Raw genomic sequence first — 21,373 nt, forward strand, 5'->3', positions numbered from 1 at the left:
GTTTTGCCAATTAAGGAGCCACAATGAGTGGAATTTTATTAGGAATTAACATCGATCACATTGCCACTCTTCGTCAAGCTCGTGGAACCAGTTACCCTGATCCTATCCATGCCGCAGCAGTTGCAGAACATGCTGGCGCAGATGGCATCACTATTCATTTACGAGAAGATCGCCGCCATATTCAAGACCGTGATGTGTATTTGTTGGCTAAAACCCTTAAAACGCGGATGAATTTTGAGTTTGCCGTTACCGATGAAATGATTGCAATAGCCTGTGAAGTTAAGCCCGCCTATGCCTGCCTAGTGCCAGAAAAGCGTGAAGAGCTGACCACAGAAGGTGGCTTAGATGTGGCAGGTCAACTTGATAAAATCACTCAAGCTGTCACGACGTTAGCTGCAGAAGGCATCAAGGTATCTTTATTTATTGATGCCGAAAAAAGCCAAATAGATGCTGCTGTAGCATCGGGCGCACCTTATATTGAAATCCATACCGGTTGTTATGCCGATGCTGAAACGGATGCTGAGCAGGCTATAGAGCTGGCGCGCATTACTGAAATGGCCAAATATGCTCACAGTAAAGGCTTGATTGTTAATGCAGGACATGGATTGCATTACCATAACGTCAAAGCTATTGCAGCTATCCCTGAGTTGTATGAGTTAAATATTGGGCATGCTGTTATCGCTAGAGCAGCCATTGACGGTTTAGCGACTGCAGTAAAAGATATGAAAACATTAATGCTAGAAGGGCGTAGAGGCGAATAATGGCCATTGTGGGTATTGGTACAGACATTATTGAGATAAACCGCATTGAGCTGCAATATGCCCGTTTAGGGGATAAGTTAGCTAAGCGTGTACTCACACCTACAGAGCTTGAAATTTACCAATCTTCAAAAATAGCCCATCGATACCTAGCAAAACGTTTTGCTGCAAAAGAAGCCGCAGCGAAAGCCTTAGGCACTGGTATTGGCCGCGGAGTTTCATTTCAGCATATTCATATCAGTAATGATGACAATGGTGCGCCACTAATTAGCTTTACTGATGGTGCATTAGCAAGGCTTGAGCAACTTGGCGCAACCCGCGGCCATATTACTATTGCTGATGAGCAGCATTATGCCGTTGCAACTGTGATTATTGAGTCTTAGTGACTGAAATTGTTAATATTAAATATCTAAAGGCGCTTAATGCGCTTTTTTTGTGGTTGAGTCTTTTTAGGGCGAAACTTGAGTTTGCTGATATCGATAGGGTAAGTTAACGTGAGTTAACCATTACTCACAAAAAACTAACAACTAAAGGTGGTGATATGAAATCAGCGGTCGAGCAGTTAGCAACTTATAAAAGTGTGCACTTAAACCCGAATAATATTCGCACCCATTTCATCGGCGTACCGCTGATTATCTGGTCAGTATTTTTGATGTTAAATTTTATACCGGTGAATTTGCTGTCTTTGCCAAATTTGTATATCAATGTGAATGTGGCATCCGCGTTTGCTATCGGTACTTTAATTTACTACTTCATCTTGCATAAAGGTTTAGCGTTAGGATTAACGATTTTTATTGTTCCAGTGCTTATCACCACTACGCTGGCAGCGCAGCATGGGGCGGGCTGGCTTGTGGCCATTGCTGTATTTGTTGTTGGTTGGGCGATTCAGTTTATCGGCCATAAATACGAAAAAGCCAAACCAGCTTTTATTGACGATTTAAATCAACTTTTGATAGGGCCGTTTTTTTTAATGGCAGAGTTGTATTTTATGCTTGGCTTTGGCAAAGAACTTGAAGAAGAAATCACCCCAATAGCGCGGGATAAACGCAGAGCGTTAGAGGCTAAAAAGCGTCAAACCGCATAAGTTTGATTGAATTTTTGGTATTAAAAAAGGCGCTCAATGCGCCTTTTTAGCTTTTTAATAGCTTAAAACTAACTAATGTTAGTCATCCTGCTCAACTTCAGTAAGCGCAGCATCCGGTATGACTTTTACCGTTTTAATCATGTTATCTGATACCTCTAAAACCTCAATGTCATAGCGGCCTATTTTAAGGCGAGTACTGGCTGATGGAATCTCTTCAAGGTGTTCGATGATCAACCCATTTAAGGTTTTAGGTCCATCGATGGCAAAATCCCATTTCATTTCTTTATTTAAGTCACGTATGGTGATGCTGGCTTCGATAATGAAACTGCCATCTTGTTGAATATCAATATCTTCACTGGCAGTGGTGATCATTGAAGTGGTGAAATCACCGACAATTTCTTCAAGAATATCTTCTAACGTCACCAAACCTTGAATATCACCATATTCATCCACTACTAAGCCAAAACGTTCTTTATTCTGCTGAAAGTTAGACAGTTGTACCGTTAACGGCGTGCCTTCTGGAATGAAGTACAATTCTTTTACGGCTCTTAATAATGTCGACTTACTAAATTCTTCTTTTGACTGCAGTCTTAAGGCATCACGCAGGTGGATAAAACCGACGGCATCATCGATATTATCGCGATACACCAACACTCGTGTGTGCGGGCTTTGAGTCACCTGTTTATTAATCAGTTTGAATTCGTCATTAACGTTAATGGCATAAATGTCTGAGCGCGGGATCATAATGTCTTCAACCGTGACTTTTTCTAAATCTAGAATCGACAAAAGCATTTCTTGATGTCGCTGCGGGATCAATGCCCCAGCTTCATGAACAACCGTGCGTAATTCTTCTTGGCTAAGGGCATCATTAACACTGACATTTTTAATTCCTAATACCCGTAAAAAACCAGAAGTGATTAAGTTAATTACTTTCACTAGCGGCCATAATATCGACAGTAAGGCTTTTAATAGCAAGCTTGACGGAAAGGCAATACGTTCAGGGTGTAAGGCGGCAATGGTTTTTGGGGTGACCTCGGCAAAGATGAGAACCACCAAAGTCAAAACACCTGTGGCAATAGCTACGCCCATGTCACCAAATAAGCGCATGCCAATAATGGTTGCTATAGCTGAGGCTAAGATATTAACCAGATTATTACCAATTAAAATCAGGCCAATTAAGCGGTCGGGTCGCTCTAACATTTTTAGTGCACGAATAGCACCTTTGTGGCCGCTAGCTGCTAAATGACGTAAGCGATAGCGATTTAAGGTCATCATGGCGGTCTCACTACCCGAAAAATAGGCTGAGATACAAATTAACACCAACAGAGAGAAGAGGAGTGCGCTGGTAGAAATAGCGTCCAAAAATGGCTCCAGTTATTGTAGTAAAAAAAAGACGAATGATGAGTATCAATCATTCGTCATGAGTGTCAAGCTTGGTTAATACTATTCAACCAAATATACGGTTATCGTAAAATAATTTCAGTAACGATTCGTGCGCCAAAATAAGCCAGAGAAAGTAACGTTGCCCCAGATAAGGTATATATTACAGCTGTACGAACACGACAACCGATGCTGTAATGCTGCCAAAGCATCACACAGTAAACCACCCAGGCCATAATTGATAAAATAGCCTTGTGACCTTTGCCATCTTCAAACATATCTTCCAAGAAGATAAACCCTGTCGCCAGTGATAATGTTAGTAGCATCACTCCGATAGTCACCAAATGGTACAGCTGTTTTTCAACTGTCATTAATGGCGGCATGCCGGGGCTCATCATGGTTTTCTTGTTTTTCAATTTATTTTGGATTAGCCACAACTGAATAGCGTACAGAGCTGCAATCATCAAGGCACTGTAGGCCATAAGCGATAATACAATATGTGCTAGGATTTCTGGGTGAACATCAAAGTGGATGATGTATTGAGGGGGAATGAGCCACAGCACAGCAACCGAAATAACTGAGCAAGCATAAACCACAGGCACCACAACAATCACTTTTAAGCGGTGCATGATAATGGTAAAGCTAAAGGCAATAATCCAATTAACAAGTGAAATCACATTGGTTAAACTAAAGTTTTGCCCATCAGCGGTAAAAATGGTTTGTGATAATGCAATGCCATGAAGCACAACGGCAATGGATGCAAAGATAGCAACGAGCTTGCGATTGGGACCTTCTACGTGGAAAAGTCGGCTTGTCACTAAAATAAGTGCAATGCAATAAAACAACATCGCCGAAGCTGGGAAAATGACCATCTGGAATAAACCTATCAAGTTATGAGTGCCGTTGTTTTTTACAATATAAAATCAGCACATCTTTAGTTAGTTAAGATTAACACGAACGCCCCCCAATAGTGGAGTGACCTAAGACTCAAAATTTAACAGTTTCCATCATTTAACTGCAAATTCTTTACGAAAGATGATGAATATCAAATCTGATAGCGCAGGCTGATGTCGCATATTGAAGTAGTTTGGGTATAATGGGCGCCAATTATGGAATCGTTTAAGGTATACAGCAGCGCATGTTTGAGAATCTATCTGACAGACTGTCACGCACCCTCAAGAATATTAGTGGTCGTGGTCGCTTAACCGAAGACAACATTAAAGATACCTTACGTGAAGTGCGCATGGCGCTGCTTGAGGCTGATGTTGCTTTGCCAGTGGTACGCCAATTTGTTAACAGTGTAAAAGAACGCGCTGTTGGTCAAGAGGTGTCAAAAAGTTTAAGTCCAGGACAAGCATTCATTAAAATTGTCCAAAATGAACTTGAAATTGCAATGGGTGAGGCCAATGAAGCCTTAGACCTCGCTAGTCAACCGCCAGCAGTATTAATGATGGCAGGTTTACAAGGTGCGGGTAAAACCACCAGTGTTGCCAAACTGGCTAAATTTTTACGTGAACGCGAAAAGAAATCAGTACTGGTAGTGAGTGCCGATGTTTATCGCCCTGCAGCGATCAAACAGCTAGAAACCTTAGCCACCGAAGTAGAAGTTGAGTTTTTCCCATCGGATGTGAGCCAAAAGCCAGTAGATATTGCTACTGCCGCGATTGCCCATGCCAAGCTTAAGTTCATTGATGTTGTGATTGTCGATACCGCAGGTCGCTTGCATGTTGATGAAGCGATGATGGATGAAATTAAAGACCTTCATGCAGCCGTTAATCCTGTAGAGACGCTCTTTGTTGTCGATGCTATGACTGGCCAAGATGCAGCTAATACTGCAAAATCATTTAATGAAGCATTACCGTTAACCGGTGTGATCCTGACAAAGATTGATGGTGATGCACGTGGCGGCGCGGCGTTATCGATTCGTAATATTACTGGAAAACCGATTAAATTCTTAGGTGTCGGTGAAAAAATTGATGCCCTTGAGCCATTCCACCCTGAGCGTATTGCTTCACGTATTCTTGGTATGGGCGATGTGCTTTCACTCATTGAAGAAGTAGAACGTGGCGTTGATAAAGACAAAGCCATGAAGCTTGCTTCAAAAGTGAAATCAGGTGGCGGCTTTGATTTAGAGGATTTTCGCGAACAACTGCTGCAAATGAAGAATATGGGCGGCATGATGAACATGATTGAAAAGCTGCCAGGTGTAGGCCAATTACCACCCGAAGCGTTAGCCCAAGTTCAAGATGGCAAGATGACCGGCCAAATGGAAGCTATTATTAATTCAATGACACCAGGTGAGCGCAAGCGTCCTGATATCATTAAAGGTTCACGAAAACGTCGTATTGCCTTAGGTTCTGGCACTCAAATTCAGGATGTTAATCGTCTTTTGAAGCAGTTTACTCAAATGCAAAAAATGATGAAAAAAATGTCAGGTAAAGGTGGCATGAAAAAAATGATGCGCAGTATGGGCGGTATGATGCCTCCGGGAATGAAGTTTCCAGGACGTTAATGCCTAAGTTTTTCATGGATATCTATTCAAATACCGCCGGTTAGATTTATTTTGACCTATTGCAGGCATTAGCCTTCGATGTAAAAATCGTCGGATTTGGTTGCAATAGTTGAAAAGTCAGGTAAAATCTTCCGGCTTTCTACTGGGGCCCTTCGCGAACACGGAGTCCCAGTTTTTTATTTTTGCTTCTAGCAAATCATTAGAGGAATAAAACGCATGGTTACCATTCGTTTAGCTCGTGGCGGCGCAAAAAAGCGTCCATTTTACAGTATCGTTGTAGCAGATAGCCGCAATGCACGTGACGGTCGTTTCATCGAACGTGTTGGTTTTTTCAACCCTTTAGCTAAAGGTCAAGAAGAAACTTTACGTTTAGATTTAGATCGTGTTGATCATTGGGTTGCAACTGGTGCTGCAACTTCAGATCGCGTAGCAAAATTGATCAAAGACGCTCGTAAAGCTGTTGCTTAATAGCGTTAAGGTATAAAGATGAGTAGTAATCAACAACCCATCGTACTAGGCAAAATAGGTTCTAGTCATGGTATTAAAGGTTGGATGAAAATCACCTCTTATACCGATTCTGTTGAAGGTATTTTTGAATATTCCCCTTGGTACATAAAAGAACAAGGTGAATGGCGTGAGGTTAAGGTCTCTCAGTGGCGTTTTCAAGGTAAAGCACTCGTGGCTTGCTTAGAAGGCGTAAATACACGAGAGGATGCGCAAGCACTTACAAATTGTGAGATTGCCATTCAGTCAGACCAAATGAAAAACTTGTCAGAAGATGAATTCTACTGGCGAGATTTGATTGGTTGTACTGTGACTAACACCAAAGGTTACAACATGGGTGAAGTTGATCAGATCGTGGAAACAGGATCGAACGACGTACTCCTTGTTAAAGCTAACGTAAAAGATGCTTTTGGCAAAGCGGAACGAATGATTCCCTTTGTCCCTGAGCAGTTCGTCCTTGAGGTGAACTTGCAAAGCAAACAGATATTAGTGGATTGGGATCCAGACTTTTAAGTCGAGGTACATCATATGCGGTTAGGGGTAGTAACCCTGTTTCCTGAGATGTTTCGTGCCGTTACAGACTTTGGAGTCACGGGTCGAGCCGTTAAAAACGGCCTGTTAGAGTTGCAAACGTGGAATCCTCGTGATTTCACCCATGATCGACATAACACTGTTGATGACCGACCTTACGGTGGTGGTCCAGGCATGTTGATGATGGTGCAACCGTTACGCGATGCTATTCATGCAGCGAAAGCTGCGGCAGGTGACGGTGCAAAGGTGATTTATTTATCACCTCAGGGACGTAAGCTGGATCAGCAAGGCGTTTCTGAGTTAAGTAAATCAACAAGTTTAGTGTTGGTATGTGGTCGATACGAAGGTGTTGACGAACGTATTATTCAATCTGAAATTGATGAAGAGTGGTCAATTGGTGATTATGTGCTTTCGGGCGGAGAATTACCGGCGATGACCTTAATTGATTCAGTTGCAAGGTTAGTACCTGGTGTACTAGGTAAGCAAGCGTCAGCAGAGCAAGACTCTTTCTCTGATGGCTTATTGGATTGTCCACACTATACACGCCCTGAAACTTTAGATGGTGTCGGTGTACCAGCAGTGCTTTTAAGCGGTGACCACAAAAAAATTAGACTCTGGCGGTTGCAACAAAGTCTTGGTAGGACTTTTTTAAGACGACCAGAATTATTTGAAAATCTAGCTCTGACTGGCGAACAAAAGACTCTTTTAGCGGAGTTTGTCAAAAATTTAGACAAACCTGTGTAGTCATAAGCCCAGTTATTTCTAGAACGGAGTAAGTTATGAACAACATCATTAAAATGCTCAACGAAGAGCAAATGAAAACAGATGTACCTGAATTTGGTGCTGGTGATACAGTAGTAGTTAAGGTACGTGTAGTTGAAGGCAACAAAGAACGTCTTCAAGCGTTTGAAGGTGTGGTTATCGCTAAGCGTAACCGTGGTCTTCATTCTGCATTTACAGTACGTAAAATCTCTAATGGCGAAGGTGTTGAGCGTGGTTTCCAAACGCACAGTAAACTAGTAGCTAGCATCGAAGTTAAGCGTCGCGGTCGTGTTCGTCGTGCTAAGCTTTACTACTTACGTGATCGTTCAGGTAAATCTGCACGTATCCGTGAAAAGTTGGCAACTAAGTAAGACTAGTTACCCGCTTAAAAAAATTAGATGCAGTGTTCGCACAATAGCCCGCCTTTATGGCGGGTTTTTGTGTTTTTGGAGAAAATTAAATTTAGTGGTTGATTAGTGGCTTAATCCAAGGCATAGTTAGCCCAACCTTGTAATGGTGTAGCGGTACGGTGTTACTTTTTAGTAAGGTCAGTTAGTGCAGTCATGGTTTACGCGATAGCCCCAAGACAGAAATAATTTTTTAAGAAGTGAGAAATATCATGCAGCAAGATACGATTAATAACGTTCATATTAGTTCAGAGAAAGTACTGGTCACCCCAGCAGAATTAAAAAAAGCATTGCCGCTGTCTGATCACGCTTATCAGTACATTCTTGACGCACGTAAAACCGTTGCCGATATTGTCCACAAACGTGACAATCGAGTATTAATCGTTACTGGCCCATGCTCTATCCACGATATCGATGCTGCCAAAGAATACGCCCTAAAGCTTAAAAAATTACATGATGATCTCAGTGATGAGTTTTATATCTTGATGCGGGTTTACTTTGAAAAACCACGCACGACAGTAGGTTGGAAAGGCCTTATCAACGATCCTGATATGGACGAGTCATTCGATGTTGAAAAGGGACTGAGAATGGCGCGTGAGTTGATGATTTGGCTTGCAGAGCTCGAGCTGCCGGTAGCGACTGAAGCGTTAGACCCCATTAGCCCACAATATATGTCAGAGCTGGTGACTTGGTCGGCCATAGGTGCCAGAACCACAGAGTCGCAAACTCACCGTGAAATGGCATCTGGCTTATCCATGCCAGTAGGATTTAAAAACGGCACTGACGGTAAACTTGGAGTGGCGATTAATGCACTGCAATCTGCGGCAAGCAGCCACCGCTTTATGGGCATTAACCAGCAAGGGCAAGTGTCATTACTGCAAACTGCAGGTAACCCCGATGGCCATGTGATTTTACGTGGTGGCAAAACACCTAATTATGATGCTGACAGTGTGGCAGAGTGTGAAGCGCAGTTACATCAAGCCAAATTAAATGCCAGATTGATTATTGATTGTAGTCATGGCAATTCATCAAAAGACTATACAAGACAGACACTAGTTTGCGAGGATGTGTTTAACCAAATACATGCAGGTAACCGTTCAATTATTGGGGTGATGCTTGAAAGTCACTTAAATGAAGGTAATCAATCCAGCAATAAGCCTCTGTCAGAACTGGCTTATGGGGTATCGGTAACCGATTCTTGTATAAATTGGCAAACTACTGAGACATTGTTGCGTAGCAATGCTAATTTACTTAAAACTGTATTACCTAATCGATTCGCAGCATAAACGCGGCGATGGATGGATTTAAGCGATGAATGAAAAAACCACTTTAGATTTAGACAATTTGCGTGAGCTCATTGACGGCGTTGATCAGCAACTACTGCATTTATTACGTAAGCGATTAGATCTTGTTGCTCAAGTCGGGGCGGTTAAGCATGCTGCTGGGGTGCCGATTTACGCACCGCAGCGTGAAGCATCAATGTTGGCGAAACGCCGTAAAGAAGCCAGTGAGATGGATGTTTCACCGCAACTTATTGAAGATATTTTACGTCGTTTAATGCGTGAGTCCTATTTGAATGAAAAAGATGTCGGATTTAAGCAAGTAAAAACGGATCTTGGTCATATTGTCATTGTTGGTGGTGAAGGCCAACTTGGTGGTTTATTTAGTCAAATGCTGACGCTGTCTGGCTATACTGTAAAAAGCCTTGATAAAAACGACTGGCATCGCGCAGACGAGTTATTTGATGGCGCTGGCATGGTGATCGTTACCGTGCCAATTAATGTCACTTGCGAGGTGATCAGCAATCAATTAAACAATTTAGCTGATGATTGTATTCTTGCTGATTTGACCTCAATTAAAACTGAGCCTTTAAATGCCATGCTTGCCGCTCACAATGGCCCTGTAGTGGGTTTACACCCAATGTTTGGCCCTGATGTGGGCAGTTTAGCAAAACAGGTTGTGGTGGTGTGTGATGGCCGTGAACCCCAAGCTTATCAATGGTTGCTCGATCAAATTGTTATTTGGGGTGCACGCATTGTTAACGAAGATGCACAAAAGCATGATAAAGCCATGCAACTAGTGCAAGCCATGCGTCACTTTTCAACTTTTGTTTATGGTTTGAACTTATGTAAAGAGCAGGCCGATATTGAGACGCTTTTACAATTTAGTTCGCCTATTTATCGTTTAGAGTTGGCTATGGTGGGGCGTTTGTTTGCTCAAGATCCAAAGCTGTATGCTGATATTATTTTTGCCCAAGAAGGTAGCCAAGTCGCCATTAGTGATTATCTCGATAACTATGGTCAAGCGCTTCAACTACTTAAGACCGGCAATCGAGATGAATTCGTGTCTCAATTTGAGCAAGTTGCAAAATGGTTTGGGGATTTTGCGCCACAATTTCAGCAAGAAAGCCGCGCTATGCTACAGTCTGTCAATGATATGAAGACCAATTAAGCCGAGTTAACGCTGAATAATATTGCGAAATCATCAAACAGGGATTAAGGTTAAAGGGAGCTGCTTTTAAGTAGCTCTTTTTTTCGGACTAATAGGAGTGATAATCTAATGACAAATACTGAGGTTTACACCGCAGAAGATTTATCGCTTGGGCATTTTTTATATGCACTAATGAGCGCCTTTCCACTCTTTTTTTTACCAGTGTTTTTTAGTTTATTAATTAATATTTCCCAAAACCGTATTCCAGCAAGCTCTTTGCTGGGCTCTCATTTAAGATGGCAACGTAATAGCATGACAGGTTTGATGCCATTATTGATCTTAGGCTATTTTACTCCTCAATTATGGCTTAGTGTCCCGATATTTGTATTAGCTTTAGGCTGGTTTAGTTATCGTATTTTTAAAGGATGGCTTGGGTTAAATGATAATGTCAGCATGTATTAATTGTTGATTAACCAATAAAAAACCGAACTTAAAGTTCGGTTTTTTATTGGGCTAAAAGCAACCGCATGGTTTGGATAAATGATGCGGTTGGTTGCTGGTTTTATTGATGAAGCTCGTGTAGCAAGTGATGTTGGTCATCTGCCTCTGCCAGTTGTTGCTCATTCAGAATCAGCCCGTTGGCCTGTAGTTGCTTAACCGCTATGGCTTGCTGATGTAAAAGTGGGCTGTTAACCGCGTAACTGGTATTAACAATAACTGGCAAGTGGCATTGATGCTTTATTGCAATTAATCCGGCTAAATCCAATGACAGTTGCTCAGGATTAGTAAAGCTTCTAATGCCTGCTTCAACCAAGATCAGTTGTTGATTACCCGTGGTTAAAACTCTATCTGCAGCAGTAAGCCAGTCAGAGGTACTTGCCATAGTATTGCGCTCAAGCAATACCGGTTTACTGATAGCGCCAGCTGCATCTAACAGTTCTTTATCAAACATCGCCTTACCGGCAAGATAAACCATATCGGCCGACTTTACTGCGATATCGAAGCTGCTTACTGAGTCAACTTCAATGGCACTGAACAAGCCTGCTTGCTCAACGATATGACAATAGTTTTTAAGGTTTAACGGCGATAAGTTATCTGTAGATGAAGCTTGTAGCAATACCCCTTGATAACCAGACTCTTTCACCTGCTTCACCTTAGCGGCAAATAAGTCATCGGTGTCTGTAAGGGTCATTTGTTGCAGCGCAACTAAGTCCTTTTCACCAATGGCACACTGTTTGGTTTCAATAATGGTCTGCTCTTGTCGATACAACTTCGAATGCTTTGGGGCATCAAGATTGTCACTGGTAGTTTTATTGGGGGCTTTAGAGCTATTTGGCTCAATCACTAGCTGACTACTATTAAGTTGAGTTGGTTTGACGGTTTCACAAGGGTAACAGCCCAGCACTTTTATAAAGCGTGTCAGTCTTTCTAATTCTTTTAAGGCTTGCTGCATATCATGGTTTGCAAGATTTTCATCAACATCAAGGTAGAACATTTCTTCCCACGGGGTGCCAGGGATTGGGCGAGACTCTAACTTACTCATATTAATGTTATGGGCTTTTAATACGAGTAGCGCCTCAACTAGCGCGCCGGGCTTTTGTCCTGTAGCCATAATCAAGGTGGTTTTTGCCGGCAGTTGTGACGGCACTGCTACAGCTTTGCGTGCAACCACAATAAAGCGGCTTTGATTAATTTTTTGGTTGGCTAACCCTTTTTCTGTGGCACTTAATTGATATAAGGCGCCGCCTTCAGCACTGCCAATAGCGGCAACACTGTCATCATCTGCGTCAATGACTTGCTGCATGGCTTCAGCACTGCTTGAGCAATAGGCCAGCGTTAAGTTTGGATGTTGTGATAACCACTGACTGCATTGGCTAATGGGCTGTGGGTGAGCAAATACGGTTTTGATTTGTTCTAATTCAGCATTATTTTTGGTGAGTAAGCAATGGCCCACTTCAATGGTTGTTTCTCCGACAATTGAAAGAGAGGTGTGTTGCAGCACGTCATACACTTCATTAATTGAACCCGATGAGGTATTTTCAATAGGTAAAAAACCTAAGTCAGCATGGCCGAGTTCAACTGAACTGATAATTTCATCAAAACTTTGGCAGCCTAAATCAATCATTTCTACTTGGCGGCGCTGACAAAAACGGCTGGCGGCGAGATAAGAGTATGAGCCTCTAGCACCTAGGTAGGCGATGGTCGATTGTTGTTGCTGGATTTCAGGGTTAGCACGGCCATGTAAAAAGGCTTGTTGATTCAAGACTGAATCTTCAATAATGCTTTGATAAAGTGAGATAACAAAGTGAGCATCTAAACCTTGCTCTCTACCTTGTTGAACTAAGCGTTCTAATAATTCTTTTTCCCGCTGCGTATCTCTGATGGGCCTAACATCGACTTCTTTACTTCTGGCGACATCAAGGCTTAATTCACGCCTTTTGGCTAGTAAGGCTAATAAGTCCTTATCTAGTGAGGTAATTTGTTCTCTGGTCTGACTCAATTCTGGCGCTTTTTTCATAATAGCCTCAATGACGACTGCTTAGCTGACGTGGTGTTGAACAGCGAGCATTAAATATTTAATAATAAAAAGCCCCCCAGTTGGGAGGCTCTAAATTTCATTTTCGTTTTTACACAAAAAATCGGCCTCAATATGGGGGCTGAATAAAAAAGAAAATAAAATTGCGGCTAGTGATATTTTTCATACTGTAAAATTAAAGCGCTAAGCTATCAGTGTCAATCAAATAATGATCAAGTTTGCCCATTGTTGATGGTTTGCATAAAAAAGCGCACCCGAGGGCGCGCTTTGGTTTAAGAGTAATAAAAAACATCAAGCTGCGGTTTCCTCCTTATAGACATACTCAAAATCATTATCGGTTTCAGTTGTTGGTGAAACGTGACGTTGAGCCTGGGGTTTATGAGTCAGGCGATTTAGCTGTTTTTCCAGCTTTTTACCCATTGCAGTTATTGCTGCGTAAAGGTTTTCATTTTTCGCCTGGGCGAATAGTTCTCCACTTGGCAAGCCTACTGACGCTTCTATCTTAAAGAGCTGCTTTTCCTGAGTGATAATTACATGCGGGTTAATGAGTTGTAGATCATGTCTTGCGAGTTTTTCAATTTGTCCTTCGATACGTTCAAGAATCGGTGCAGTTACTTCAAGTTGCTTGCTAGTGATTTTCAGCATATTTCGAACCTTCTGTTGTTTGCTTAAGTTCAGATTACCAAGCTCTGAAAGAAAAATCGTGATCTAAATCACGTTTTGTAGGCCTTTTTAGACTGTTTGATTCATATTTGATCGCTTAGACAATTTAGCTAAAAAACCGCTTAAAAAGTCTTGAAACTCAATCTAAATAGGCGCATATTTGAATGGATAACAACCTAGCTTACCTCCCAGTTTTGAACGATTTTTGTTCACCAACTCCATTCTATGCAGCGGTTCAACGTCATTGAAACCATGTTTGCTGCCAACGTTTATACTGCTTGTCATCACTGGCTCCAAATATCTTTCTAATTTTGACACTCATATCCAGATTTAAGGCCGCACTTATAGGCAAAGCCCTATTTTCAGAGCTGATTAAATAAACCCAAGTCTTGTGTTTTAATCCAATAATACAGAAACATGTAAGCTGTTGATGCTAATTGCTCCACAAGTGCTAGAGTTTGCACTTGTTTGATGAAACGCTGTAATACTTAATTACTTTTCTTTACCTTAAGGGTCTATGAGTGCAAGAATTTGCTCTTTATAATCAAGCATATTAAAAGAACTAAGCTTAAGGCACATCTATGAGTATAGAACAAAAAAAAATTAAGGTATGGGATATACCCACTCGATTATTCCACTGGTTTACGGTGGCGTTGCTGATTTGTTTGTGGTGGACAGCAGATGCAGGAGAGATGGAGTGGCACCAAGTTTGTGCTTATAGCTTTTTAGTGCTGATTGTCTTTAGGTTACTGTGGGGGGTTGTAGGTAGTGATACCGCAAAATTCAAAGACTTTGTCGCTGGACCTAAAAAAGTTATTGGTTATTTACGTGAGCCGTTAAAAGAGCCTGTTGTTGGCCATAACCCTATGGGTGGTTATATGGTGATGCTAATGCTATTTGTGCTCACATTGCAGTTGCTAACGGGCCTATTCGCTACAGATGATATCTTTACCGAAGGACCGCTTTACGCCATGGTGTCTTCTGATACTGCTTCATTTATGACATGGTTACACAAAATGAACTTCAATTTTATCCTTGGGTGCATCGCATTGCATCTTTGCGCGATTACGATTTATGCCATTAAAGGACACAAGTTAGTAGGTGCGATGATTTCGGGTAAAAAAACCTTAACCCATGAGGAACATAAATTACTGAGCGCTGAGCCTAAAATGAAATCACCGTTACTTGCTTTTGGGATTGTCATGATACTTGGTTCAGGTGTCTGGGTATGGCTTATTGCACCTATCATTGCGTTTATGTGATTGAATTAATTCAAGAGACTGTCAGAAAAAAGCCCACTTCAGTGGGCTTTTTATTAGCGAGCTTAAATATGAATAGCATATTTAAGGCGCTGAATTTTTAACAATGTTTTATGGTTAGTCTTTCTTGTACATGTCATGGCAGCCTTTACAGCTTTTGCCTGTATTACCAAATGCTTGCTTGATTTGCTTTTTATCACCTGTTTGGGCTGCCAAGTCTAACTTAACCGCATTTTCTTGGAATTCGGTCATCTTAGTATCAAAGTCTGCTTTATTTGACCAGATCTTTGCTAAAGCTTCTGTATCGCCGTTATCAGAGCCTGCAATAAAACCTTCATGAGGGATTTTAGCTAGTGCCGCTAAATTAGCAGCGCGAGTTTGAAATACAGTTAATTCAAACTCTTTTTTGCCTTTCATCATTGCAGCCATATCGCCAAATTGGTAGCGGATTAAACTAAAACCTGCTTTACGATAATCGATAGCGTCATTGGCATCTTCAAAGTTATGTGCGTTGACAGTTGGAATAAGCAATACGCTGACAGCTAAGGCCAATATTTTATTTTTCATGACAGATCTCTTTTTATTTATTGATTTATAGGTGTTTGTCACATTTTAAGCATAAATTTGAACCAAGTGCGAGTCTAGTTTTGTGTTTAATTGTAAATTTGATTTTTACAATAATTATCAGGCATATTTTGCATATATGATTTCTGTAAAAGCTGAATTGTTGCTACACTTTGTACTGTCGAGGCATTACTAAAAGAGAGCGTTATGCGAGCTAATTGGGATTCAGTTGTAGAAAAGGTACTAAGCTATCCAAATTCTGACGAATTAGGCATTTTATTTCAGTTATTAATGACAGAAGAAGAGCGTAGTGCAGTTGCTGGTAGGTTAAAGGTTTTTCAACTTTTATTGCAAGGTGAGCTAAGTCAGCGTCAAATATCTGCAGAATATCAAGTGAGCATTGCGACCATTACTCGCTGTTCAAACTATTTAAAAAATATGCCTCAGGCGCAAAAAGACAAAGTCCAGCAGCTGATACTGGACTAGTTACTTATGTCGCGCTAGCTATCTAAATTTAGCTTTAATGTTCGTTGAGGGATGCTTATGGCATCGATAGCTGATACGGCGCAGTAATATATAGCCTCCGTATGTAAAAAGCCCTATCGACAGTAACTGTGCTGAATCTTGAGGGAAAAAACGAAAGGTGATTACGGCCGAAATAATGTAAATGAATGGCATAAAGCCATATATTGAATCGGGTAGGTAACCCTCGACTCGTTTTCTTTTCTTATCCGTTCGGCGGTTTCTAGAGCGTAGGTTCCAGACATGAGCGCCGTAAAAAAAGACTAATATTGAAGCAACGACAATATAGGGTTGTTCAATGAAAGGTACGCTAGCTGCGCCGACAATCATATAGGCGTAAGGTAAGATTTCGTATAGCGGTTTAATTAACATAAGCACTCCTTCGCTTTAAATTAATTTTCAAACAGCAACAAAGGTTAACTCTATAACCTTCAAACCCAGCTGCTTTCTAGTTACCAAAGCACAGAGAAAGAAACAAAACCTGTGCCCAGCAATGCTTGTGGTTAAGTTTCACAGACAATCTATCTATGATTAATAATAACGTAAAAAAAATACGTCAACCTAAAAAAGGCTAACGTATTTAATAATTCAAACTTTAGGCTGAGTTAATCCAGTCTAAGTTATTGAATCAATGTCTAGGACAAAAATTGTTTATTAGACTTTAGTGGCAGCCACAACCGCCATTGCCATCACAACCCGGTTTGTCAGTACCACAAGCTTCATGGGCGTGCTCGCTGCCACAACCACCAGCAGCATGAATATGACCATGGGCAATTTCTTCGGCAGTTGCTTCACGTACATCCATCACTTCAACGCTGAAGTTTAATGCTTGACCAGCTAAAGGGTGGTTGCCATCAACAACGACTACAGTATCTTTTACTTCAGTAACTTGAACTGGGCGTTGACCCATTTCAGTTTCAGCAATAAAACGCATACCTGGCACGATGTCTTCGATATCGCCGAATGCTTCAAGAGGGACTTCTTGTTTTAGGCCGTCATGGTATTCACCATATGCTTGTTCAGTTGGAATATTCGCGTCAAATTTGTCACCAATAACTTTACCTTCTAGCTCAGTTTCTAAGCCTGGAATTAAGCCTTCAGTTCCGTGTAGATAAACCATAGGTTCAGCTTCAAATGAGCTTTCGATTAAACGACCTTCTTGATCGGTTAAACTGTAGTGAATAGTTACTGCTGCATGTTTTGTGATTTTCATAACGACTCCAATTCTGAATGTGGCGGCATAATACTATTGTTTTTACAAAGTCGCGATAATTTGTATCAGCTTTTGCTTATTCAATCACATGTTTTTAAATCAAGTATCTCGCTGGCTGACATTTGCTTTAAATCGTGGCGCATCCGGTTACTTATCCTTTGACAATGGATGTTTTTACCATTGTTGCTGTGACTAAATTTACGCGCAGTACACAGGTCACTGTTTTTAAATAGATTAGATGAATCATTTTCATGGTGATTTGCGCTGCCATGTTTATGAAAATGCTAATTTTAGTGCTTAGGCACTGAAATTTAATGCAAGATGACTTTTGGCGCTTTTGAATAACCATATAAAAATCATAATAATAGTAAGCCTCTGACTTGTAAGTATTTATTCTTGATATCTTTTTTGGATTACGTTTACGTAAACATACTAAAAACTTGTTTTGGAGGCGTTTTTTAGTGTGATAGCTGCGATTATTGTGATTTCAGCAGTGATTTAGCTTGTTATCAATAGAGTGCTTAAAAATAAACCACTAATTAGGGGTTGACAACCTACCTTAAAAAAAGCAATTCTGTTATCAATTCAAAACAAACACATATTAAATCGAGTGTAATGATGAAATCCGTTAACCATGTTGTAGTTACCATTATTACAACCACCACAATTAACATTGTGGGGGCGGGCTGATTACACCCTAAAGATTTATAACGACAAGCCCGCTTCCCACAAAGAAGCGGGCTTTTTGTTTTCAGATTTAAAATTAATATTTAGTGCTAGCGAGTTAAGGGAGAAGAATATGAAAGTGATGAAGTTTGGTGGAACCTCGTTAGCCAATTGGCAACGTTTTTTGATGGCAGCAGACATTATTGAACAAGCTGCAGCTGAAGAGGCTATTGCGACTGTGTTATCAGCGCCTGCAACTGTTACCAATGCCTTGTTAGAGTTAGTAAGTCTCGCACAAACCAATCAAGACTATGCAGCGGTATTAGCCCATATTGAGTCGGTTTTTAGTGGCCTTTTTAGTGACGCTGAACAAGCGTTAATTTCACCGCAGCAAAAAGCGCTACTGGATGAAAAGCTGGCGCTGCAATTAACTGACTGGAATGACAAAGTCACTGGAATAAAGCTGCTTAACGAATGCCCCGATCATGTTCAAGCGCAGGTTATCGTCTCTGGCGAGCGTTTATCGGCAGCCTTAATGGAACAAGTGATGCTAGCAAAATCACTTACCGCAGCGCAATTTGACCCAAGAAAATTATTCTTAGCCCATGGTAAGCCACTTGAATCTATTGTTGATATCAATGAAAGCAAACCGCGTTTTGCTGCGCTTTCATTAAATGAAGCACGGGTATGGATTATGCCAGGTTTTACTGCTGCTAATGAGCAAGGTAAAACAGTGACTTTAGGGCGAAATGGCTCAGATTACTCTGCAGCGGTTTTAGCAGCTTGTCTTGATGCCTCAAGCTGTGAAATTTGGACTGATGTCGATGGGGTTTATAACACGGATCCACGCGTGGTATTAGACGCTAAATTACTTGAACAACTTAGCTATCAAGAAGCTATGGAGCTTTCTTATTTTGGTGCTAAGGTGTTGCACCCTAAAACCATTGCACCGATTGCTCAGTATCACATTCCTTGCTATATCAAAAATAGTTTTAACCCATCAGCGCCTGGCACATTAGTGTCTAATCAGCCTGACAAAACAGGCTTGCAGGTCAAGGCCATTTCTAACCTTGATGAACAAACCATGTTTAACATTTCAGGCCCTGGCATGAAAGGCATGGTGGGCATGGCCAGTCGTACCCTTGAAGCGATTTCTCGCAGTGGTATTTCAGTTTCATTAATCACTCAAAGCTCGTCTGAATACAGTATTAGCTTTTGTGTTAGCTCTAATGAAGCTTATAAAGCAAAACAAGCATTAGAAGTTGAATTTGAGTTAGAAATCCAGTCTGAGTTACTCGAGCCTATCGAATTAAGACAAGATTTAGCGATTGTGTCGCTTATTGGTGATGGCATGAAAACCCATAAAGGCGCCGCTGCTAAGTTTTTCAGCGCCCTGGCTAAAGCCAGCGTTAATATTATCGCCATCGCCCAAGGCTCGTCAGAACGTTCGATTTCTACTGTAATTGAGCAACGTAAAACTAAGCATGCCATTGCCGCCTGTCATCAAGCCTTCTTTGATGTTCAGCAGTATTTAGATGTGTTTTTAGTAGGCAGTGGTAATGTGGGGGCAGGGCTATTAGAGCAAATCAAACAACAAGCCTCGATGCTTAAAGAGCAGCATATAACCATGCGAGTATGTGGTATTGCCAATTCTCGTAAAATGCTTCTGAGCAGTGCTGGGCTAGATTTAAATAATTGGCAGGCTTTATTGGCTGATAGCGATACAAGCTATGATCTCGCAGAGATGCTGGCCTGGGGTAAAGAACAGCAACTGCTAAACCCTGTTTTAGTTGATTGCACTTCAAGTGAGTTGGTTTCAGATCGTTATCTTGATGTGATGAATGCTGGCTACCATGTCGTCACCCCGAATAAGAAAGCCAACACTCGTGATTATGCTTACTACCAACAATTGCGCACAACGGCGTTATTGCAGCGCAGACAATTCTTGTATGAAACAACCGTAGGTGCTGGCCTGCCAGTGATTGATAACTTAAAGAAACTGCTATATGCCGGTGATAAGTTACAGCGATTTAATGGGATCTTATCTGGTTCATTATCTTATATATTCGGCATGTTAGATGAAGGCATGAGCTTATCAGAGGCCACCTCAATCGCTCGTGATAAGTGTTTTACAGAGCCGGATCCTCGTGAAGATTTAAGTGGTTTGGATGTGGCGCGAAAAGTACTAATTCTTGCTCGTGAAGTGGGCATGCCATTAGAACTTGATGATATTAATGTTGAATCAGTTCTGCCAAGCTCGTTTGATGATTCAGGCGATGTAGACACCTTTATGAATCGTTTACCACAACTTGATGCGCAAGTCAGTGCGCGAGTTGAATCGGCAAAAGCGCAAGGTAAAGTACTGCGTTATGTGGGTCAGATTGAAGCAGGTAAGTGTCATGTACGTATTGTAGAGGTTGATTCATCAGATCCGTTATACAGCGTAAAAGGCGGTGAGAATGCACTGGCATTTTACAGCCGTTATTATCAGCCTATTCCATTTGTATTACGCGGTTATGGTGCGGGTACTGATGTGACTGCAGCTGGCGCGTTTGCGGATGTATTAAGAACTTTAAACTGGACTCGCGAGGTGGGGCTATGAGCAAAAAAGTCACTTCGGATAAAGCGATAACTGTTTATGCTCCTGCTTCAATGGGTAATGTCGGTGTTGGATTTGATCTACTCGGCGCTGCGCTTGCGCCAATTGATGGCAGTTTACTGGGTGATAGAGTGATGATTGAAGCGGCTGATGCTGGTGTTCATTATTCTCAAACGGGTCCATGGGCGCATAAGTTACCAGAAGATGGTAAACAGAATATCGTCTATCAATGTGCTGTGTTTTTTCTTGAAAAACTTAATGCTAAACAAGGTGTGGCTATTTGTTTAGAGAAAAATTTACCAGTTGGCAGTGGGCTTGGTTCTAGTGCAAGCTCTGTGGTTGCAGCACTTTATGCATTAAATGAGCATTTTGAGCAGCCTTTTGATGAACAAGCATTATTGCTTTTAATGGGCGAGTTTGAAGGAATGATTTCAGGCAGTGTTCATTTTGATAATGTTGCCCCTTGTTATTTAGGCGGCATGCAGTTGATGCTAAATACTCCCAATAAGGTGTGCGCTGGTATTCCTACGTTTAAGCAATGGTATTGGGTGGTGGCCTATCCGGGGATCTCACTGTCAACGGCCAAGATGCGCGACTTATTACCACAGCAATACGATAAAGCGGTAGCCATCGATTTTGGCCGTCATTTAAGTGCATTTGTGCATGCAAGCTATCAGCAAGATCCAAAGCTTGCTATTAGCGTTTTAAAGGATGTGATGGCTGAGCCTTATCGAGCCGATGCGATTCCGGGTTATAGCCATGCGCGCGCAGAACTTGAAACGTTAGGCATGTTAACCACCGGCATATCAGGAAGTGGCCCAACGCTGTTTTCTGTAACCGATAATCTAGAAACTGCTAAAGCTGCTAAAGCATGGTTAGAGCAGCATTATTTATCACAGGCTGGTGGGTTTGCCCATGTCTGTCAACTTGATGAGCAAGGTACGCGTCGAGTTTAGTCACCACATTTTAATTTTAAAGGCGTT

General features: G+C 41.5%; 22 protein-coding genes and 1 other annotated feature. Of the genes, 15 read left to right on the forward strand and 7 right to left on the reverse strand.

Annotated features, from left to right (window positions below):
- Positions 1–23: 23 nt before the first annotated feature.
- The 3 genes from pdxJ to BCU94_RS03405 all read left to right on the forward strand — a co-directional run bounded on the left by pdxJ (position 24) and on the right by BCU94_RS03405 (position 1,842).
- On the forward strand, positions 24–761 hold the full coding sequence (gene pdxJ / locus BCU94_RS03395) for a pyridoxine 5'-phosphate synthase (RefSeq protein WP_102475613.1): 738 nt from the start codon (positions 24–26) through the stop codon (positions 759–761).
- A complete protein-coding gene (acpS, locus tag BCU94_RS03400; RefSeq protein ID WP_102439230.1) occupies positions 761–1,141 on the forward strand; it encodes a holo-ACP synthase in 381 nt (126 codons plus the stop codon). Before pdxJ ends, acpS begins: the two co-directional genes overlap by 1 nt.
- A 158-nt stretch (positions 1,142–1,299) precedes the next feature.
- Positions 1,300–1,842 (forward strand): Mpo1-like protein, encoded by a 543-nt coding sequence (locus BCU94_RS03405; protein WP_102439229.1) that lies wholly within the window; start codon positions 1,300–1,302, stop codon positions 1,840–1,842.
- Between the two features lie 78 nt (positions 1,843–1,920).
- On the opposite strand, the gene BCU94_RS03410 is transcribed toward BCU94_RS03405, so the two are convergent.
- Together BCU94_RS03410 and ccsA are read right to left on the reverse strand one after the other, a co-directional pair.
- Positions 1,921–3,204: a CNNM domain-containing protein gene (locus tag BCU94_RS03410; protein WP_102439228.1), complete on the reverse strand. Its 1,284-nt coding sequence runs from the start codon at positions 3,202–3,204 to the stop codon at positions 1,921–1,923.
- A gap of 101 nt (positions 3,205–3,305) precedes the next feature.
- Positions 3,306–4,094: a cytochrome c biogenesis protein CcsA gene (gene ccsA, locus BCU94_RS03415; RefSeq protein ID WP_102439227.1), complete on the reverse strand. Its 789-nt coding sequence runs from the start codon at positions 4,092–4,094 to the stop codon at positions 3,306–3,308.
- A 266-nt stretch (positions 4,095–4,360) separates the two neighbouring features.
- Between ccsA and ffh the strand changes: the two genes are divergently transcribed.
- The 8 genes from ffh to BCU94_RS03455 all read left to right on the forward strand — a co-directional run bounded on the left by ffh (position 4,361) and on the right by BCU94_RS03455 (position 10,830).
- On the forward strand, positions 4,361–5,734 hold the full coding sequence (gene ffh, locus BCU94_RS03420; RefSeq protein WP_102439226.1) for a signal recognition particle protein: 1,374 nt from the start codon (positions 4,361–4,363) through the stop codon (positions 5,732–5,734).
- 216 nt (positions 5,735–5,950) lie between these two features.
- Complete coding sequence (gene rpsP / locus BCU94_RS03425; RefSeq protein WP_102439225.1) at positions 5,951–6,202, forward strand: 30S ribosomal protein S16; 252 nt, start codon at positions 5,951–5,953, stop codon at positions 6,200–6,202.
- A gap of 18 nt (positions 6,203–6,220) precedes the next feature.
- Positions 6,221–6,751: a ribosome maturation factor RimM gene (gene rimM / locus BCU94_RS03430; protein WP_076542574.1), complete on the forward strand. Its 531-nt coding sequence runs from the start codon at positions 6,221–6,223 to the stop codon at positions 6,749–6,751.
- A gap of 15 nt (positions 6,752–6,766) precedes the next feature.
- The gene (trmD, locus tag BCU94_RS03435) at positions 6,767–7,513 is read left to right on the forward strand and encodes a tRNA (guanosine(37)-N1)-methyltransferase TrmD (protein ID WP_076542576.1); all 747 of its coding nucleotides are present in this window, start codon (positions 6,767–6,769) and stop codon (positions 7,511–7,513) included.
- A gap of 35 nt (positions 7,514–7,548) precedes the next feature.
- Positions 7,549–7,902: a 50S ribosomal protein L19 gene (gene rplS, locus BCU94_RS03440; RefSeq protein ID WP_076542580.1), complete on the forward strand. Its 354-nt coding sequence runs from the start codon at positions 7,549–7,551 to the stop codon at positions 7,900–7,902.
- Positions 7,903–8,150: 248 nt separating this feature from the next.
- The gene (locus tag BCU94_RS03445) at positions 8,151–9,224 is read left to right on the forward strand and encodes a 3-deoxy-7-phosphoheptulonate synthase (protein WP_102475614.1); all 1,074 of its coding nucleotides are present in this window, start codon (positions 8,151–8,153) and stop codon (positions 9,222–9,224) included.
- A gap of 25 nt (positions 9,225–9,249) precedes the next feature.
- Positions 9,250–10,389 carry a bifunctional chorismate mutase/prephenate dehydrogenase gene (gene tyrA / locus BCU94_RS03450; protein ID WP_102475615.1) on the forward strand — a complete coding sequence of 380 codons (1,140 nt, stop codon included), beginning with the start codon at positions 9,250–9,252 and terminating at the stop codon, positions 10,387–10,389.
- Positions 10,390–10,497: 108 nt separating this feature from the next.
- Positions 10,498–10,830: a hypothetical protein gene (locus BCU94_RS03455; protein WP_102439222.1), complete on the forward strand. Its 333-nt coding sequence runs from the start codon at positions 10,498–10,500 to the stop codon at positions 10,828–10,830.
- 100 nt (positions 10,831–10,930) lie between these two features.
- Here BCU94_RS03455 and pheA read toward each other — a convergent pair whose 3' ends face one another.
- Both pheA and raiA read right to left on the reverse strand, forming a co-directional pair.
- The gene (gene pheA, locus BCU94_RS03460; protein ID WP_102475616.1) at positions 10,931–12,886 is read right to left on the reverse strand and encodes a prephenate dehydratase; all 1,956 of its coding nucleotides are present in this window, start codon (positions 12,884–12,886) and stop codon (positions 10,931–10,933) included.
- A gap of 62 nt (positions 12,887–12,948) precedes the next feature.
- Positions 12,949–13,064 (reverse strand) — a sequence feature (Phe leader region).
- A 131-nt stretch (positions 13,065–13,195) separates the two neighbouring features.
- Complete coding sequence (gene raiA, locus BCU94_RS03465; RefSeq protein ID WP_102439283.1) at positions 13,196–13,549, reverse strand: ribosome-associated translation inhibitor RaiA; 354 nt, start codon at positions 13,547–13,549, stop codon at positions 13,196–13,198.
- Positions 13,550–14,148: 599 nt separating this feature from the next.
- On the opposite strand from raiA, the gene BCU94_RS03470 reads away from it, so the two are divergent.
- Positions 14,149–14,829: a cytochrome b/b6 domain-containing protein gene (locus tag BCU94_RS03470; protein WP_102439220.1), complete on the forward strand. Its 681-nt coding sequence runs from the start codon at positions 14,149–14,151 to the stop codon at positions 14,827–14,829.
- 114 nt (positions 14,830–14,943) lie between these two features.
- On the opposite strand, the gene BCU94_RS03475 is transcribed toward BCU94_RS03470, so the two are convergent.
- Positions 14,944–15,393, reverse strand: a complete 450-nt coding sequence (locus BCU94_RS03475; RefSeq protein ID WP_102475617.1) for a cytochrome c — start codon at positions 15,391–15,393, stop codon at positions 14,944–14,946.
- A 204-nt stretch (positions 15,394–15,597) separates the two neighbouring features.
- Here BCU94_RS03475 and trpR point away from each other — a divergent pair, with 204 nt between their 5' ends.
- Positions 15,598–15,876, forward strand: coding sequence for a trp operon repressor (trpR, locus tag BCU94_RS03480; RefSeq protein WP_102439218.1), 279 nt, complete (start codon positions 15,598–15,600; stop codon positions 15,874–15,876).
- Positions 15,877–15,894: 18 nt separating this feature from the next.
- Here trpR and BCU94_RS03485 read toward each other — a convergent pair whose 3' ends face one another.
- A complete protein-coding gene (locus BCU94_RS03485) occupies positions 15,895–16,284 on the reverse strand; it encodes a hypothetical protein (RefSeq protein WP_102439217.1) in 390 nt (129 codons plus the stop codon).
- Between the two features lie 289 nt (positions 16,285–16,573).
- Positions 16,574–17,125, reverse strand: coding sequence for a peptidylprolyl isomerase (locus BCU94_RS03490; RefSeq protein ID WP_102475618.1), 552 nt, complete (start codon positions 17,123–17,125; stop codon positions 16,574–16,576).
- A 799-nt stretch (positions 17,126–17,924) separates the two neighbouring features.
- Between BCU94_RS03490 and thrA the strand changes: the two genes are divergently transcribed.
- The gene (gene thrA, locus BCU94_RS03495) at positions 17,925–20,393 is read left to right on the forward strand and encodes a bifunctional aspartate kinase/homoserine dehydrogenase I (protein ID WP_102439215.1); all 2,469 of its coding nucleotides are present in this window, start codon (positions 17,925–17,927) and stop codon (positions 20,391–20,393) included.
- Positions 20,390–21,346, forward strand: coding sequence for a homoserine kinase (thrB, locus tag BCU94_RS03500; RefSeq protein ID WP_102475619.1), 957 nt, complete (start codon positions 20,390–20,392; stop codon positions 21,344–21,346). Before thrA ends, thrB begins: the two co-directional genes overlap by 4 nt.
- The last annotated feature ends 27 nt before the right edge of the window (positions 21,347–21,373 follow it).

The organism is Shewanella sp. 10N.286.52.C2 (genome assembly GCF_002874545.1).
Lineage (GTDB): Bacteria > Pseudomonadota > Gammaproteobacteria > Enterobacterales > Shewanellaceae > Shewanella.

What these genes read in the sequence shown, in the direction of transcription:
- rpsP (WP_102439225.1), top strand. Translation starts at nt 5,951, where the DNA reads ATGGTTACCATTCGTTTAGCTCGTGGCGGCGCAAAAAAGCGTCCATTT.
- BCU94_RS03475 (WP_102475617.1), bottom strand. Translation starts at nt 15,393, where the DNA reads ATGAAAAATAAAATATTGGCCTTAGCTGTCAGCGTATTGCTTATTCCA.
- acpS (WP_102439230.1), top strand. Translation starts at nt 761, where the DNA reads ATGGCCATTGTGGGTATTGGTACAGACATTATTGAGATAAACCGCATT.
- thrA (WP_102439215.1), top strand. Translation starts at nt 17,925, where the DNA reads ATGAAAGTGATGAAGTTTGGTGGAACCTCGTTAGCCAATTGGCAACGT.
- trpR (WP_102439218.1), top strand. Translation starts at nt 15,598, where the DNA reads ATGCGAGCTAATTGGGATTCAGTTGTAGAAAAGGTACTAAGCTATCCA.
- rimM (WP_076542574.1), top strand. Translation starts at nt 6,221, where the DNA reads ATGAGTAGTAATCAACAACCCATCGTACTAGGCAAAATAGGTTCTAGT.
- ffh (WP_102439226.1), top strand. Translation starts at nt 4,361, where the DNA reads ATGTTTGAGAATCTATCTGACAGACTGTCACGCACCCTCAAGAATATT.
- BCU94_RS03470 (WP_102439220.1), top strand. Translation starts at nt 14,149, where the DNA reads ATGAGTATAGAACAAAAAAAAATTAAGGTATGGGATATACCCACTCGA.
- BCU94_RS03490 (WP_102475618.1), bottom strand. Translation starts at nt 17,125, where the DNA reads ATGAAAATCACAAAACATGCAGCAGTAACTATTCACTACAGTTTAACC.
- rplS (WP_076542580.1), top strand. Translation starts at nt 7,549, where the DNA reads ATGAACAACATCATTAAAATGCTCAACGAAGAGCAAATGAAAACAGAT.
- pdxJ (WP_102475613.1), top strand. Translation starts at nt 24, where the DNA reads ATGAGTGGAATTTTATTAGGAATTAACATCGATCACATTGCCACTCTT.
- trmD (WP_076542576.1), top strand. Translation starts at nt 6,767, where the DNA reads ATGCGGTTAGGGGTAGTAACCCTGTTTCCTGAGATGTTTCGTGCCGTT.
- pheA (WP_102475616.1), bottom strand. Translation starts at nt 12,886, where the DNA reads ATGAAAAAAGCGCCAGAATTGAGTCAGACCAGAGAACAAATTACCTCA.
- raiA (WP_102439283.1), bottom strand. Translation starts at nt 13,549, where the DNA reads ATGCTGAAAATCACTAGCAAGCAACTTGAAGTAACTGCACCGATTCTT.
- BCU94_RS03485 (WP_102439217.1), bottom strand. Translation starts at nt 16,284, where the DNA reads ATGTTAATTAAACCGCTATACGAAATCTTACCTTACGCCTATATGATT.
- BCU94_RS03445 (WP_102475614.1), top strand. Translation starts at nt 8,151, where the DNA reads ATGCAGCAAGATACGATTAATAACGTTCATATTAGTTCAGAGAAAGTA.
- BCU94_RS03405 (WP_102439229.1), top strand. Translation starts at nt 1,300, where the DNA reads ATGAAATCAGCGGTCGAGCAGTTAGCAACTTATAAAAGTGTGCACTTA.
- BCU94_RS03455 (WP_102439222.1), top strand. Translation starts at nt 10,498, where the DNA reads ATGACAAATACTGAGGTTTACACCGCAGAAGATTTATCGCTTGGGCAT.
- thrB (WP_102475619.1), top strand. Translation starts at nt 20,390, where the DNA reads ATGAGCAAAAAAGTCACTTCGGATAAAGCGATAACTGTTTATGCTCCT.
- tyrA (WP_102475615.1), top strand. Translation starts at nt 9,250, where the DNA reads ATGAATGAAAAAACCACTTTAGATTTAGACAATTTGCGTGAGCTCATT.
- ccsA (WP_102439227.1), bottom strand. Translation starts at nt 4,094, where the DNA reads ATGGTCATTTTCCCAGCTTCGGCGATGTTGTTTTATTGCATTGCACTT.